The 14540-nt window shown below is 59.6% G+C and carries 11 protein-coding genes and 1 pseudogene; 5 read left to right on the top strand and 7 right to left on the bottom strand.

Annotation, left to right across the window (positions count from 1 at the left end; translation table 11 throughout):
- Positions 1-84 precede the first annotated feature (84 nt).
- The 3 genes from ACEN8E_RS20210 to fadB all read right to left on the bottom strand — a co-directional run bounded on the left by ACEN8E_RS20210 (position 85) and on the right by fadB (position 3772).
- Positions 85-321, bottom strand: a complete 237-nt coding sequence (locus tag ACEN8E_RS20210) for a DUF1653 domain-containing protein (protein ID WP_007986363.1) — start codon at positions 319-321, stop codon at positions 85-87.
- Positions 322-419: 98 nt separating this feature from the next.
- Positions 420-1595 (bottom strand): acetyl-CoA C-acyltransferase FadA, encoded by a 1176-nt coding sequence (gene fadA / locus ACEN8E_RS20215; protein WP_093217731.1) that lies wholly within the window; start codon positions 1593-1595, stop codon positions 420-422.
- Positions 1596-1624: 29 nt separating this feature from the next.
- Positions 1625-3772: a fatty acid oxidation complex subunit alpha FadB gene (gene fadB / locus ACEN8E_RS20220; protein WP_495589594.1), complete on the bottom strand. Its 2148-nt coding sequence runs from the start codon at positions 3770-3772 to the stop codon at positions 1625-1627.
- Between the two features lie 526 nt (positions 3773-4298).
- Between fadB and ACEN8E_RS20225 the strand changes: the two are divergent.
- Positions 4299-4376 (top strand): annotated as a pseudogene (locus ACEN8E_RS20225) (outer membrane lipoprotein carrier protein LolA); the annotation flags it as partial.
- Positions 4377-4392: 16 nt separating this feature from the next.
- On the opposite strand, the gene ACEN8E_RS20230 reads toward ACEN8E_RS20225, so the two are convergent.
- Complete coding sequence (locus tag ACEN8E_RS20230; protein ID WP_495589595.1) at positions 4393-4830, bottom strand: hypothetical protein; 438 nt, start codon at positions 4828-4830, stop codon at positions 4393-4395.
- A gap of 104 nt (positions 4831-4934) precedes the next feature.
- On the opposite strand from ACEN8E_RS20230, the gene ACEN8E_RS20235 reads away from it, so the two are divergent.
- Complete coding sequence (locus ACEN8E_RS20235; RefSeq protein ID WP_046041383.1) at positions 4935-5375, top strand: universal stress protein; 441 nt, start codon at positions 4935-4937, stop codon at positions 5373-5375.
- Positions 5376-5563: 188 nt separating this feature from the next.
- On the opposite strand, the gene ACEN8E_RS20240 is transcribed toward ACEN8E_RS20235, so the two are convergent.
- Positions 5564-7483, bottom strand: a complete 1920-nt coding sequence (locus tag ACEN8E_RS20240; RefSeq protein WP_495589596.1) for an ATP-binding cassette domain-containing protein — start codon at positions 7481-7483, stop codon at positions 5564-5566.
- Positions 7484-7696: 213 nt separating this feature from the next.
- Here ACEN8E_RS20240 and ACEN8E_RS20245 point away from each other — a divergent pair, with 213 nt between their 5' ends.
- Positions 7697-9625 carry a transglycosylase SLT domain-containing protein gene (locus ACEN8E_RS20245; protein WP_495589597.1) on the top strand — a complete coding sequence of 643 codons (1929 nt, stop codon included), beginning with the start codon at positions 7697-7699 and terminating at the stop codon, positions 9623-9625.
- A gap of 99 nt (positions 9626-9724) precedes the next feature.
- Here ACEN8E_RS20245 and ACEN8E_RS20250 read toward each other — a convergent pair whose 3' ends face one another.
- On the bottom strand, positions 9725-11512 hold the full coding sequence (locus ACEN8E_RS20250) for an ABC transporter transmembrane domain-containing protein (protein WP_495593360.1): 1788 nt from the start codon (positions 11510-11512) through the stop codon (positions 9725-9727).
- Positions 11513-11763: 251 nt separating this feature from the next.
- On the opposite strand from ACEN8E_RS20250, the gene ACEN8E_RS20255 reads away from it, so the two are divergent.
- Both ACEN8E_RS20255 and ACEN8E_RS20260 read left to right on the top strand, forming a co-directional pair.
- Positions 11764-11943 (top strand): PA1571 family protein, encoded by a 180-nt coding sequence (locus ACEN8E_RS20255; RefSeq protein ID WP_413421401.1) that lies wholly within the window; start codon positions 11764-11766, stop codon positions 11941-11943.
- 379 nt (positions 11944-12322) lie between these two features.
- Positions 12323-13285, top strand: coding sequence for an IS110 family transposase (locus ACEN8E_RS20260; RefSeq protein WP_495589339.1), 963 nt, complete (start codon positions 12323-12325; stop codon positions 13283-13285).
- Positions 13286-13349: 64 nt separating this feature from the next.
- On the opposite strand, the gene pdxB is transcribed toward ACEN8E_RS20260, so the two are convergent.
- The gene (pdxB, locus tag ACEN8E_RS20265; RefSeq protein ID WP_495589598.1) at positions 13350-14492 is read right to left on the bottom strand and encodes a 4-phosphoerythronate dehydrogenase PdxB; all 1143 of its coding nucleotides are present in this window, start codon (positions 14490-14492) and stop codon (positions 13350-13352) included.
- Positions 14493-14540 lie beyond the last annotated feature (48 nt).

Raw genomic sequence — 14540 nt, forward strand, 5'->3', positions numbered from 1 at the left:
AAAGGCGATTGGCGCCTGACGCGGCACCGCTATATATAGTGGCAACAAGGTGAGGTCAAGCGCAGGGTATTGCGCGAACTCAGCTTATGGCTTGGTAAAAAGGCTTTCTTCGGCCTGCACCAGAGCAAAGCGTGGCACCTGTTCACCGTCAACCTCGACGGACTCCAGGAACATGCTCAAGGGACGCACCCAAAAGCCGTAATCGCCATACAGGGCTTGATAGAAGACCACTTCTTCTTCGGTTTCCGAATGCCGCGCAACACTGAATACGCGGTACTGCGGACCTTTGTAATGTTGGTAGAGCCCAGGTTGTATCGGCATGCTTTGGCCCTCACTCAAATTTTTTCAAATAAAAAACAAAATAAACCCGGAAAAACAAAAACCGGGGCACTTGGCCCCGGCTTCCATCAACGGAACGCTTAAACGCGTTCGAAGACGGTGGAGATGCCTTGGCCGAGACCAATGCACATGGTGGCCACCCCGAAGGTGCCGCCATTCTGCTTCATCACATTGAGCAAAGTGCCGGAGATACGCGCACCGGAGCAACCGAACGGGTGGCCCAGGGCGATCGCGCCACCGTGCAGGTTAACCTTCTCGTTCATCTTGTCGAGCACTTTCAGATCTTTCAGCACTGGCAGGGCCTGTGCGGCGAAAGCTTCGTTGAGCTCGAAGAAGTCGATGTCGGCGATACCCAGACCCGCGCGCTTCAATGCTTTTTGTGTGGCCGGTACTGGACCATAGCCCATGATTGCCGGATCCACACCCGCCACCGCCATCGAGCGAATCACTGCCAGAGGCTGGATACCCAGGTCCTGTGCGCGCTGCGCCGACATCACGATCATGCACGAAGCACCATCGGTGATCTGCGACGAAGTACCGGCAGTCACGGTACCACCTTTAGGATTGAATGCCGGCTTCAGCGCCGCCAGGCTTTCCAGGGTGGTTTCCGGACGAATGGTTTCGTCGTAGTCGAAGGTTTTCAGGAAACCGTTCTCGTCGTAGCCCTGCATCGGGATGATTTCGTCTTTGAACTTGCCTTCCACGGTCGCCTTGTGGGCGAGTTGGTGGGAGCGCACGCCGAAAGCGTCCTGTTGCTCGCGAGTGATGCCGTGCATTTTGCCCAGCATTTCCGCGGTCAGGCCCATCATGCCCGAGGCTTTCGCCGCGTACAGCGACATGTGCGGGTTCGGATCGACACCGTGCATCATGCTCACGTGGCCCATATGCTCGACGCCGCCAACGACGAATACGTCACCATTGCCGGTCATGATCGCTTGCGCGGCAGTGTGCAGAGCGCTCATCGACGAGCCGCACAGGCGGCTGACGGTCTGGCCGGCCGAGGTGTGCGGGATCTGGGTCATCAGCGACGCCATGCGCGCGATGTTCCAGCCCTGCTCCAGGGTCTGGTTCACACAGCCCCAGATCACGTCTTCGACTTCGTTCGGGTCGACCTTGACGTTACGTTCCAGCAGTTTGCTGATCAGGTGCGCCGACATGTCTTCGGCGCGGGTGTTGCGGTGCATGCCGCCCTTGGAGCGGCCCATCGGAGTACGACCGAAGTCGACAATCACGACGTCTCTAGGATTCAAGCTCATAAGTTCACTCTCACTCTAGTTGGGGGCGCTTAACCGAAGAAGCTCTGGCCGTTCTTGGCCATTTCGCGCAGCTTCGCGGTCGGGTGGTACAGCGCGCCCAAATCAGCGTACTGGTCAGCCAGGGCAACGAACTCTGCCACACCGATCGAGTCGATGTAGCGCAGCGCACCGCCACGGAATGGAGGGAAACCAATACCGTAGACCAGACCCATGTCGGCTTCGGCAGCGGTTTCGACGATGCCGTCTTCCAGGCAACGCACGGTTTCCAGGCACAGCGGGATCATCATCCAGTTGATGATGTCTTCATCGGTGACTTCACGCTGCTCGTAAACGATCGGCTTGAGCACTTCCAGCACCGACGGATCGGCGACTTTCTTCTGCTTGCCCTTCTTGTCGGTCTCGTAGGCGTAGAAGCCCTTGCCGTTCTTCTGGCCCAGGCGCTTGGCTTCGTAGAGCACGTCAACGGCCGAGCGACTGTCGTCCTTCATGCGGTCCGGGAAGCCTTCGGCCATCACGTCACGACCGTGGTGGCCGGTGTCGATGCCGACCACGTCCATCAGGTAGGCCGGGCCCATTGGCCAGCCGAATTTTTCCATGATCTTGTCGATACGGACGAAGTCCACACCGGCGCTGACCAGCTTGGCGAAACCGCCGAAGTACGGGAACAGCACGCGGTTGACCAGGAAGCCCGGGCAGTCATTGACGACGATCGGGTTCTTGCCCATTTTCTTGGCGTAGGCAACGGTGGTCGCGACCGCCAGCTCGCTGGACTTTTCGCCACGGATCACTTCCACCAGCGGCATCATGTGCACCGGATTGAAGAAGTGCATGCCGACGAAGTTTTCCGGACGCTTGAGGGCTTTGGCCAGCAAGGTGATGGAAATGGTCGAGGTGTTGGACGCCAAAATGGTGTCTTCCTTGACCTTGTCTTCAACTTCAGCCAGTACGGCCTGCTTGACCTTGGGGTTTTCGACGACCGCTTCCACCACCAGGTCCACGTGACCGAAATCACCGTACGACAGGGTTGGACGAATGCCGTTGAGCACTTCAGCCATTTTCGCGGCGGTCATGCGGCCTTTTTCAACGCGGCCGACCAGCAGTTTGGCGGCTTCGGCCAGACCCTGCTCGATACCGTGCTCGTTGATGTCCTTCATCAGGATCGGCGTACCTTTGGAAGCCGACTGATAGGCAATACCGCCACCCATGATGCCGGCGCCCAATACGGCAGCCTGCTTCACGTCCTTGGCGATTTCGTCGTAGGCCTTGGCCTTTTTCTTCAGTTCCTGATCGTTCAGGAACAGGCCGATCAGGCTCTGCGCGGCAGAGGTCTTGGCCAGCTTGACGAAACCGGCAGCTTCGACTTCCAGCGCCTTGTCGCGACCGAAGTTCGCGGCTTTCTGGATAGTCTTGATCGCTTCGACCGGCGCCGGGTAGTTCGGGCCAGCCTGGCCGGCCACGAAACCTTTGGCGGTTTCGAAAGCCATCATTTGTTCAATGGCGTTCAGCTTCAGCTTTTCCAGCTTTGGCTGGCGCTTGGCCTTGTAGTCGAACTCGCCGGAGATGGCGCGCTTGATCAGTTCCAGCGCGGCGTCCTGCAGCTGCTCTGGAGCAACCACTGCGTCGACAGCGCCCACTTTCAGCGCGTCTTCAGGACGGTTTTCCTTGCCGGCGGCAATCCACTCGATGGCATTGTCGGCACCGATCAGGCGCGGCAGGCGCACAGTACCGCCGAAGCCCGGGTAGATGCCCAGCTTGACTTCCGGCAGACCGATCTTGGCCGCGGTGGACATGACGCGGTAGTCCGCCGCCAGGCACATTTCCAGGCCACCACCCAGCGCGATGCCGTTGATCGCGGCGACGGTCGGGACGTTGAGGTCTTCGAAATCGCTGAAAATTTTGTTGGCTTCTAAGTTGCCAGCAACAAGTTCTGCATCCGGCAGCTTGAAGTTGTCGACAAATTCGGTGATGTCGGCACCGACGATGAACACGTCCTTGCCACTGCTGACGATCACGCCCTTGATCGAAGCATCTGCCTTGATGGTGTCTACGGCCTGACGCAGTTCGTTCAGGGTTAGACGGTTGAACTTGTTGACGGACTCACCCTTGAGGTCGAACTTCAGTTCGACGATGCCACTTTCAAGAGCCTTAACCGTGATGGCTTTACCTTCGTAAATCATCAACTGATCTCCACGATATGGAAGCTGAACAGTACACGTCGGAAGCAGGCGACCGGCTTGGCAGGACTTTAAACGTCGATGCTACGCCAATCTGCCCGGCACACCCGCCAACGCGATAGTCGGGATTCTGTAGGAGCGGTCTGAAATACAAACGCTCAATTCATACGCCCGTTTGATTTGGGTACGCCACCTTCACGGAATTTCCGCCAATTGTCAATCGCCCAGAATGCGGGTTGAAAAGCGACTTTGCGGTCATTTCTGTAAGACGAAGGCCTGCAACATGCGGCTGCATGTGGAGTCATTCATAAGATCAATCTTTAGAAAAATCGCCCTAATTCGCTGCAGCCCGTGTTTAACGAGCTACGCTGGCGAAACCAGGGGAAAAAGTTGAACGCTTCGGCGAACGCCCAGCGCAAGATCAGCCCACACCGTTTTTACCGGCCTGCCTGGCCAACTCCAGCCCGATGATGAATGTCGGGCTTTTTATTGCCTGCGAAAAACACCTGTAGGAGCGAGCCTGCTCGCGATGGTCGTCAACGATGACGTGGGATACCTGACACCCCGTGGTGCTCTCAGGTTCATCGCGAGCAGGCTCGCTCCTACATGAGGGGGGTCGGGTTTCAGGCCAGCGCCTTGAGGGTGGCGTCGATGTGCTGCAATACCTCGGCCTCGCCCTTCTCGCCCCAATACAAAGCGATGATCTGTTTGTCAGCCTCGACCTTGTAGACGTTACCTGGCAATTTTTCGAAATGATTGAGCAGCGCTTGATCCTCGCAGGCTTCCTGCCATTGATTCACCCACAGCCCCGGTGATTTTTGCCAGTAGCTCCAGCACGCCGGCTGACTGCCGCGGCGCGGGCGATGGTACTGGGCGCACGGGCTTGGCGGCTCCTGGCTCAGCCAGTGCGGCCATTCCTGAGGCGCCAGTTGCATGGCCAGGCCAATGCGCCGGGCCTCCATGCGCAGGGCGATACGCCCACTCTGGGCACGTGAAGGGCGCAACCATGCCAGCGGGCTGAGTACCACCAGCAGGATTGACACCACTATCCAGACCGTCATATCTGTACTCCCGATTCTTGATGAGCCCATTGTGTCACTTTGGAACCAATGCGCTTGAAACCAGCCATACTTACCAATATTGCAATCCTCAGGAGGAGCACCTCATGCCCTACAACCATATTCTGGTCGCTGTAGATCTGACCGAAGAGTGCGACCCTGTGATCCACCGCGCTCGCGAGCTGTCGGTGAGCAACGGCGCGAAATTGTCACTGGTGCACATTGTCGAACCGATGGCCATGGCCTTCGGTGGCGACGTGCCGATGGACCTGTCACAACTGCAACAACAGCAGTTCGACCAGGCCAAAGAGCGCCTCGACCGGTTGATCCTCAAATATCCAGAGCTCTCCAGGGAATACAGCCATCTGACCTACGGCCAGCCACGCCAGGAGATTCACCACCTGGCCAAGGAGCAAACCTGCGACCTGATCGTGGTGGGCAGCCATGGCCGGCACGGCCTGGCACTGCTGCTGGGCTCCACCGCCAATGACGTATTGCATGGCGCGCCTTGCGATGTACTGGCGGTGCGCCTGCAAAACAAAAGCTGACTACACGCCACCCTGTAGGAGCGAGCTGGCTCGCGATGGTCGCCAACGATGACGCGGGCAGCCTGACACCCCGCGGCGCTCTCAGGTTCATCGCGAGCGAGCTCGCTCCTACAGGGAATTGATTGCATTGCATATGAAAAGCCCGGCGTTCACGTGTGTGAAGCCGGGCTTTTTTATTGCCGGATCAATCAGGCATCCAGCTCGGCCCAACGCTCGACCATGATGTCGAGCTCAGCCTGCAACTGCTCCAGCTGGGCAATCACCGCAGCCGTTTCGGCAGCAGGACGCTGATAGAAGCCCGCATCTGCCATCTGTGCTTCAACGGCGGCAATCTGCTGCTCCATGGCTTCGATCTGCCCCGGCAACGCTTCCAGCTCGCGCTGCAACTTGTAGCTGAGCTTTTTCTTCGCCACAGGTGCTTCGACCACTGCCGCCACCGGCGCAGGCTCGGCCTTCACCACGGCGGAGTTCAGGTCGGCCTTGCCAGACTTGCTCTCGGTCACGCCCAGCAGGCGCGGCGAGCCGCCCTGGCGCAGCCAGTCCTGGTAGCCACCGACGTATTCGCGAACCTTGCCTTCACCTTCGAAGACCAGGGTACTGGTGACCACGTTGTCGAGGAATGCCCGGTCGTGGCTGACCATCAGTACGGTGCCGTTGAAGGTCAGCAGGACCTCTTCGAGCAATTCGAGGGTTTCGACGTCGAGGTCGTTGGTCGGTTCGTCGAGTACCAGCAGGTTCGCCGGCTTGCTGAACAACTTGGCCAGCAACAGGCGGGCACGCTCACCACCGGACAGCGCTTTGACTGGCGTGCGCGCACGCTGCGGGCTGAACAGGAAGTCGCCGAGGTAGCTCAGTACATGGCGGCTCTGGCCGTCGATATCGATGAAGTCGCGACCTTCGGCGACGTTGTCGATCACGGTTTTTTCCAGGTCCAGCTGATGGCGCAACTGGTCGAAGTAGGCGACATCGATCCGGGTGCCCTCTTCCACTTTGCCGCTGGTTGGCTGCAAGCCGCTGAGCATCAGCTTCAGCAGCGTGGTCTTGCCGGTACCGTTGGCGCCGAGCAGACCGATACGGTCGCCGCGCTGCAGCACCATGGAGAAGTCCTTGATCAGGAACGGACCGTCCGGGTGAGCGAAGCTCACGTTATCGAGCACCATCACCTGCTTGCCGGACTTGTCGGCGGTTTCCAGCTGGATGTTGGCCTTGCCGGTACGCTCACGACGCTCGCTGCGCTCGACACGCAAGGCTTTGAGCGCACGTACGCGGCCTTCGTTGCGGGTACGACGGGCCTTGATGCCCTGGCGAATCCACACTTCTTCCTGGGCCAGGCGCTTGTCGAACAAGGCGTTGGCGGTTTCTTCGGCGGCCAGTGCGGCTTCTTTGTGCACGAGGAAACTGGCGTAGTCGCCGTTCCAGTCGATCAGGCCGCCGCGATCCAGTTCGAGGATGCGGGTCGCCAGGTTCTGCAGGAAAGAACGGTCGTGCGTGATGAACAGCACGGCGCCCTGGAAATCCTTCAGCGCTTCTTCAAGCCAGGCGATGGCACCGATGTCCAGGTGGTTGGTCGGCTCGTCGAGCAGCAGCAGGTCCGGCTCGGACACCAGGGCCTGGGCCAGCAGGACGCGACGACGCCAGCCGCCGGACAACTCGGCCAGGGTCTTGTCGGCCGGCAGTTGCAGGCGGCTCAAGGTGCTGTCGACGAGCGTCTGCAAGCGCCAGCCATCGCGGGCTTCGAGGTCGTGCTGGACGTGCATCAGCTTGTCCAGATCGGCATCGGTGACGATGTTCTGGCTCAGGTGGTGATACTCGGCGAGCAACGCACCGACGCCATCCAGGCCTTCGGCCACCACGTCGAACACTGTCCGCTCGTCGGCTACCGGCAATTCTTGCGGCAATTCGCCGATCTTGAGCCCGGGTGCGCGCCAAACGGAGCCGTCATCGGGCTTCTGGTCGCCCTTGACGAGCTTCATCATGCTGGACTTGCCAGTGCCGTTGCGGCCGATGATGCACACCCGCTCACCACGGGCGATCTGCCAGGACACCTTGTCCAACAACGGCATAGCGCCGAAAGCAAGGGACACATCGCTGAATTTGAGCAGGGTCATGAGCTTCTCCAAAAACCGGGCGCGCATTCTACCTGACTTGAGGCTTCAGAAGGCCGGCAATTTCACTCTCGCAGTACTCTGAACGACAAATGTTGCGAACTGATGCGCGAAGACCCGCAAAGCTTTCGCCGGCTGCTGGCAAAAGGCTAAGCTACAGACAATTCAGTGCGGGCCCGGCCCGCACTTGTCATGATTTCTCTGCCCGGACGTCTCATGCGCAGTCGCCTCTTCAGACTTTTATCCTGCTTTCTTCTCTCTGCCGCTGCCGTTCAATCCGCCCAGGCGGTGGACCTTTCCACCCAACGCCAATATTACGATGAAGCCAAACGCGCCCTGGCCAAGGGCGATAGCGGCCCGTACTTCCGTTACAGCCAGGCCCTCGCCGATTATCCACTGGAACCGTACCTGGCCTACGACGAGCTGACCGCGCGCCTGAAAACCGCGAGCAACGCCGAAATCGAGAAATTCCTCGCCGAACACGGTGACCTGCCCCAGGCCAACTGGATGAAACTACGCTGGTTGCGCTGGTTGGCGGAGCGGGACGACTGGGCGACCTTCGTCAGGTATTACGACCACAAGATGAACTTCACCGAACTGGACTGCCTGAATGCGCAGTACCAGATCAGCCATAACCTCAAATCCGAAGGTTATGCCAACACTGAAAAGCTCTGGCTGACCGGTAAATCCCAACCCGAAGCCTGCGATGCCGTGTTCGGCATGTGGGCCGCAGACGGCCAGTTGACCGAGCAGAAACGCTGGGAGCGCGCCAAACTCGCCGCCCAGGCGCGCAACTACCCGCTGGCCAACAGCCTGGTCAACGGCATGACCAACCTCGCCCCTCGCGGTCGCTTGCTGGTGGACGTCGCACAGAAACCGGAACTGCTCAATCAGCCGTCACGCTTCACCCCGGCCGATGAAGCCATGTCCGACGTTGTCAGCCTCGGCCTGCGCCGCCTGGCTCGCCAGGACCCGGACAAGGCCATGGACCTGCTTGATGGCTACGCCAGCAGCATGCACTTCTCCCGGGATGAAAAAGTGGCGATCGCCCGGGAAATCGGCCTGACCCTCGCACGACGCTTCGACAGCCGTGCACTGGATGTCATGACCAAATACGACCCCGAGCTGCGCGACAACACGGTTTCCGAATGGCGCTTGCGCCTGCTCCTGCGCCTGGCGCGCTGGGACGATGCCTATCAGTTGACCCGCCGCCTGCCTCAGGATCTGGCCACCACCAACCGCTGGCGCTACTGGCAGGCCCGTAGTCTGGAACTGGCGCAACCGCAGAATCCGGAAGCGCAGACGCTCTATAAAAGCCTGGCCCGCGAACGCGACTTCTACGGTTTCCTTGCCGCCGATCGCTCACAGTCGCCCTACTCCCTGCTCAACAAACCGCTGGTGCTCAGCCAGGCCACCATCAACAAGGTGCGCAACACCCCCGGCGTGCGCCGCGCCCTGGAGCTGCACGCCCGCGGGCAGGTCGTCGATGGTCGCCGCGAGTGGTATTACGTCAGCCGTCACTTCAGCCGCGACGAAATGGTCGCCCAGGCCAAGCTGGCCTATGACCTGAAATGGTACTTCCCGGCGATCCGCACCATCAGTCAGGCGCAGTATTGGGATGACCTGGATATCCGCTTCCCGATGGCTCACCGAGAAACCCTGGTCCGCGAAGCGAAGAACCGCGGCCTGCATCCGAGCTGGGCGTTCGCCATCACCCGCCAGGAAAGTGCGTTCATGGACGACGCCCGTTCCGGAGTCGGCGCCTCGGGCCTGATGCAACTGATGCCCGCCACTGCCAAGGAAACCGCACGCAAGTTCAGCATTCCCTACAGCTCGCCACAGCAATTGTTCGATCCGGACAAGAACATCCAGCTCGGCGCCGCTTACCTGAGCCAGGTGCACAGTCAGTTCAACGGCAACCGCGTGCTTGCCTCCGCTGCCTACAACGCCGGCCCCGGCCGCGTACGCCAATGGCTGCGCGGTGCCGACCACCTGAGTTTCGACGTGTGGGTGGAAAGCATCCCGTTCGACGAAACCCGCCAGTACGTGCAAAACGTATTGTCGTACTCGGTGATCTACGGTCAGAAGCTCAATTCGCCACAGCCGATCGTGGATTGGCATGAGCGCTACTTCGACGATCAATGATCACTGTAGGAGCGAGCCTGCTCGCGATGGACATCAGAGTGCCGCTGGGTGCCAGGCATCCCGCGTCATCGTTGACGACCATCGCGAGCAGGCTCGCCCCTACAAGAGTTCCCCAGCGTTTATCAATCCATCACTGAACTGCAACGCCGCCAACCGCGCATACAACGCATTGCTGGCAATCAGTTGCTGATGCGTCCCCACCGCCACCAGCTTCCCCTGATCCATCACCGCGATCCGGTCGGCGTTTTTCACCGTGGCCAGGCGATGGGCAATCACCAGGGTGGTACGGTTTTTCATCAGGCTCGGCAACGCCTGCTGGATCAGGTGTTCGCTCTGGGCGTCGAGGGCGCTGGTGGCTTCGTCGAGGAGCAGGATCGGGGCGTCCACCAGCAACGCGCGGGCGATGGCCAGGCGTTGGCGCTGGCCGCCGGACAGGCCGAGCCCCCCATCCCCCAGATGCGTCTGGTAACCATTGGGCATCGCTTCGATAAAGTCATGGGCGTAAGCGATTTTTGCCGCTTCCTGCACCTCGGCCGACGTCGCCTTCGGATTGCCATAGCGAATGTTTTCTTCAATGCTGCCGAAAAACAGCGCCGGGGTTTGCGACACCAGGGCGAAACAACGGCGCAGATCCAGCGGGTCGAGTTGAGTCAAGGGCACGCCATCGAGCAGGATACGTCCCTCGGCCGGGTCGTAAAAACGCAGCAGCAAGTCATACACCGTCGATTTCCCGGCCCCTGATGGACCGACCAGCGCCAACGTCTCACCGGCATTGACGGTCAGGTTCAAGCCGTCGACAGCATAACTTTCCGGCCGCGACGGGTAGGAAAACCGCACATTCTGCAATTGCAGGTGGCCGTCGACCCGCTCCGGCAGTGTCACCGTACCGGACACCGGCGGCAGAATGATGTTTTCCGAGCGCAGCAACTCGGCAATCCGTTCGGCCGCGCCGGCCGCCCGCTGCAATTCACCGATCACCTCGCTCAAGGTGCCGAACGCACTGCCGACGATCAGGCTGTAGAACACGAACGCCGCCAGCTCGCCAGCGGAAATTCGCCCGGCGATGACGTCCATGCCGCCAACCCAGAGCATCACCCCGACCGCGCCCAATACCAGCACGATCACCAGGGTAATCAGCCACGCCCGCTGGAAGATTCGCTTGCGCGCGGTATTGAAGGCCTCCTCCACCGTCACGGCAAACCGCCCCTCGTCCTGGGCCTGATGGTTGTAGGCCTGCACGGTCTTGATCTGGCCAAGGGTTTCCGACACATAACTGCCGATATCGGCAATCCGGTCCTGACTCAGGCGTGAGAGGTTACGCACCCGGCGTCCGAAGATCAGGATCGGCGTAATCACCAGGGGCAAGGCCACCACCACGATGCTGCTGAGCTTGGGGTTGGTGATGAACAACAGGACGATCCCGCCGATCACCATCAACAGATTGCGCAAGAACAGCGACAGCGAAGAACCGATGACCGACTGCAGCAGCGTGGTATCGGCGGTCAGGCGGGACTGGATTTCGGAACTGCGATTGTCTTCGTAGAACCCGGGGTGCAGATAAATCAGATGATTGAACACCTGACGCCGGATGTCGGCGACACAGCGCTCGCCGATCCACGACACCAGGTAAAACCGTACGAATGTACCGATCGCCAGCCCCATGACCAGCAACATGAACAGGGCGATGGACTGGTTGAGCAGATGCGGTGACTGGGTCATGAACCCCTTGTCCACCAGCAGGCGAATGCCCTGCCCCATGGACAAGGTGATGCCAGCGGTGACGATCAACGCCAGCAAGGCGCCGAAGGCCTGCCAGCGATAGGGCGCGATGAAACGGCTGGCCAGGCGAAAGGCACGACGGTGACGAACAGTGAGCATCGCATTCATCCAGAACAAAGCAGTCAATAGAGTCAGCCTACACCGCTCAATGGGGTGGCTCCCTGCAAATCACAATGAGTCAGGTTAATTATGTCCGCCAACACTAGAGGCTAGACGCTATTGGTCTAAAGTTCGGCTAGCCACGTCGTGGCATTTCTGTTGGACTGGTCTTGTCCCCCCGGAAAGATCGCAGGGAGTTGTCATAGCCCGGTCACCTGGCGGATCTACAGTAAACGCACAACCTGATGAGGAGACAGGCCATGTCCTTGCAACACAGCAGCGATGACAAGATTCAAGTGATCCGCACGCAACCAGACCAGTCTCTGGGTTGCTCGATTATTGACGAGCAGGGCCGCGAAGTACCGATCACTGAAAAGATGATCCAGACCGCTTGCCGCGAGCTGGAAAAACGATTGGTCAAACCTGCCGAACAAAAGTGATATAGCCACCGTCTTCTTGACCCGGCCCATTGTTGGCCGGGTTTTTTATTGCCGGCAAAAAAGGCAATTAGCCCCGCTCTCTGTAGGAGCGAGCCCTGCTCGCGATGGTTGTCAACGATGACGAGGGAAACCTGACACCCCGTTGTGCTCTCAGGTTCATCGCGAGCAAGGCTCGCTTGTATGTTTAGACTTGAAGGGGTGGGCGGGACTAAAAGCTCGATTCCGACTCTAGCCAGTACGGACCGTGGGAGACTTCTCGTTCCGCCCTTTCTACCTAAAGCGCCGATAAGGAATTCATCGGTTAATACCGACGATAGAGGCAAGCCAGCGCTACGGTAGACCCCGACAAGCACTTAAACCCTAGCTCCGAGGATTCGTCATGACAATCCTTACCTCGCCAACGGTGGTTGGTGTCGATGTGGCCAAGGCAGAAATCGTCGTTTACCGCGAAGATCTGAAAATCACTCAGTTCATCAACAACGATCGCACAGCTATTGGGCGCTGGCTCAAATCCCTGCCGGCGCAAAGCTCGATTGCCTTGGAAGCCACCAGTCTCTACCACCTGGATACCGCTGAACTGGCCCATGGCATGGGGCACCGAGTTTACGTTGTGGACCCTTATCGGGTGAGCCACTACCGCGAAAGCATTGGCCAGCGAGCAAAAACCGACCCCTGTGATGCGCGTTTGCTGGCACGTTACCTGACCAGTGAGCAGGATCGGCTTCGCATCTGGAATCCACCTCCGAAGCTCTACACCGTGTTGAAAAGCCTCCTCAACAAACGTGCAGAACTGATGAAAGCCCGGGTTAGCATCATGCTGAGTTGGTCGAGTGAGCCCCTTCTCAAAGACCTTCTGGCCCAAGAGCTGGAGCACTTCAAACAGACTGATCAGGCTATTCAGAAATTGCTGCGCAAAGCCAGCCAAGAGGCCGGGATCACCGAAAACATCAGACGTTGCCAAGCGATTGAAGGGATTGGCGAGCTCACGGCCACGGGTCTGGCAGCCACTTTTATGCGTGGTCAATTCGCCAGTGCCGATGCGTTTATTGCCTTTTTGGGAATGGACCTGAGGCCGAAGGACTCAGGAAAGAAGCACAGCCCGCGCCACTTGAGCAAAAAAGGCGATGGGGAGCTGCGGCGTCTTGCGCACAATGCAGCAATGGCGGCTTGCCGGTCTCCCGTCTGGAAACCGCTCTATGAGTCTTACTTGGCAAGAGGCCTGGCCAGAACTCAGGCTCTGGTCATCCTCGCCCGCAAGCTCTGTCGGGTGGCATTCGCCCTCATGAAAAATCAGAGCGAATACCAGCCAAATTTAAAGCAACAGGGTTCCCCTGCAACATAGAATCTCCTACAGGGGATTTGTGGTGCATGAAGATCCAGTGTGGGAGCGAGACCGCCGCGGTCTATCAGATTGCCGTCGCCCCCAACGCCGCCACAATCCTTCGCAGCTCAGCCGAGTCACCCTCGATCCGCACCTGCAACCCGTCGATCTCACGGCGCGACGGGTATTGCTTGCGCAGCACATCGAATGCCGCACGCTGTTCGCTGACACTGCCGACCAGGCTGCGACGGAAATCCGCATCGTCACGGCGCGGGTCATACACGCCACGGCACAGCATCGCCAACGCCCAGGCCGGATGGGTACGCGCATCCAGGGTCACGTGCGACAGCCACGGTGCCGGCAGCAAATCGCTCAGGTTGACGCGGGCCGGTTGTCCGAAGAAGTCGCAATACGCCTGATAGATCTGCGCAGTCCCCCGCTGCCTGCCATCGAGGCTGTAACCGGCAATGTGCGGCGTTGCCAGCACGCACAGTTCGGCGAGCGCCACGTCGACTTCAGGCTCGCCTTCCCAGACATCGAGCACCGCTTGCAGGTCTTCGCGCTCCAGCAGCACATTGCGCAGTGCCGCGTTGTTGACCACCGGGCCGCGACTGGCATTGATCAGCCAGGTGCCGGACCTGAGCTGGTTCAGACGTTTTTCATCGAACAGATGCCAGGTCGATAGCGGGCCCTGTTTGGTCAATGGCGTGTGCAGACTGATGACGTCGCACGACTCGATGATCTGCTCGAGGCTGACGTAGTCACCGCCTTCAGCCGCTTGCCGTGGTGGATCGCACACCAGCACCTTCCAGCCCAAGCCCTGCAGGACCTTGACCAGCCGGCCGCCCACTTCACCGGCACCGACCACACCGTAGGTACGCCGGGTCAGGTCGGCGCCTTCGATTTCGGCCAGGGTCAGCAAGCTGCCGAGCACATAGTCGACCACACCGCGGGCATTGCAGCCCGGTGCGCTGGACCAGGTGATACCGGCCTGCTGAAAGTAATCCAGATCCAGATGATCGGTGCCGATGGTGCACGTCCCGACAAAGCGCACCTTGCTGCCTTCGAGCAGCGCGCGGTTGACGTTGGTCACCGAACGCACCAGCAGCACATCGGCTTGCTCGACCGTGGCACGGTCGATGGCGCGGCCCGGCATCCGGCGGATTTCACCGAAACCTTCAAAGAAAGCATCGAGCAGGGGGATATTTTCGTCGGCAACAATCAGCATGGCAGGCTCCTTTGGCGGGTTGGCAGTGTAGGCGCAGAATGCATCCCT

This window comes from Pseudomonas sp. Pseusp9, from assembly GCF_059491265.1.

Bases quoted from the DNA above. Each gene is read 5' to 3' on its own strand.
- ACEN8E_RS20210 (WP_007986363.1), bottom strand. From the start codon at position 321: ATGCCGATACAACCTGGGCTCTACCAACATTACAAAGGTCCGCAGTAC.
- fadA (WP_093217731.1), bottom strand. From the start codon at position 1,595: ATGAGCTTGAATCCTAGAGACGTCGTGATTGTCGACTTCGGTCGTACT.
- fadB (WP_495589594.1), bottom strand. From the start codon at position 3,772: ATGATTTACGAAGGTAAAGCCATCACGGTTAAGGCTCTTGAAAGTGGC.
- ACEN8E_RS20230 (WP_495589595.1), bottom strand. From the start codon at position 4,830: ATGACGGTCTGGATAGTGGTGTCAATCCTGCTGGTGGTACTCAGCCCG.
- ACEN8E_RS20235 (WP_046041383.1), top strand. From the start codon at position 4,935: ATGCCCTACAACCATATTCTGGTCGCTGTAGATCTGACCGAAGAGTGC.
- ACEN8E_RS20240 (WP_495589596.1), bottom strand. From the start codon at position 7,483: ATGACCCTGCTCAAATTCAGCGATGTGTCCCTTGCTTTCGGCGCTATG.
- ACEN8E_RS20245 (WP_495589597.1), top strand. From the start codon at position 7,697: ATGCGCAGTCGCCTCTTCAGACTTTTATCCTGCTTTCTTCTCTCTGCC.
- ACEN8E_RS20250 (WP_495593360.1), bottom strand. From the start codon at position 11,512: ATGAATGCGATGCTCACTGTTCGTCACCGTCGTGCCTTTCGCCTGGCC.
- ACEN8E_RS20255 (WP_413421401.1), top strand. From the start codon at position 11,764: ATGTCCTTGCAACACAGCAGCGATGACAAGATTCAAGTGATCCGCACG.
- ACEN8E_RS20260 (WP_495589339.1), top strand. From the start codon at position 12,323: ATGACAATCCTTACCTCGCCAACGGTGGTTGGTGTCGATGTGGCCAAG.
- pdxB (WP_495589598.1), bottom strand. From the start codon at position 14,492: ATGCTGATTGTTGCCGACGAAAATATCCCCCTGCTCGATGCTTTCTTT.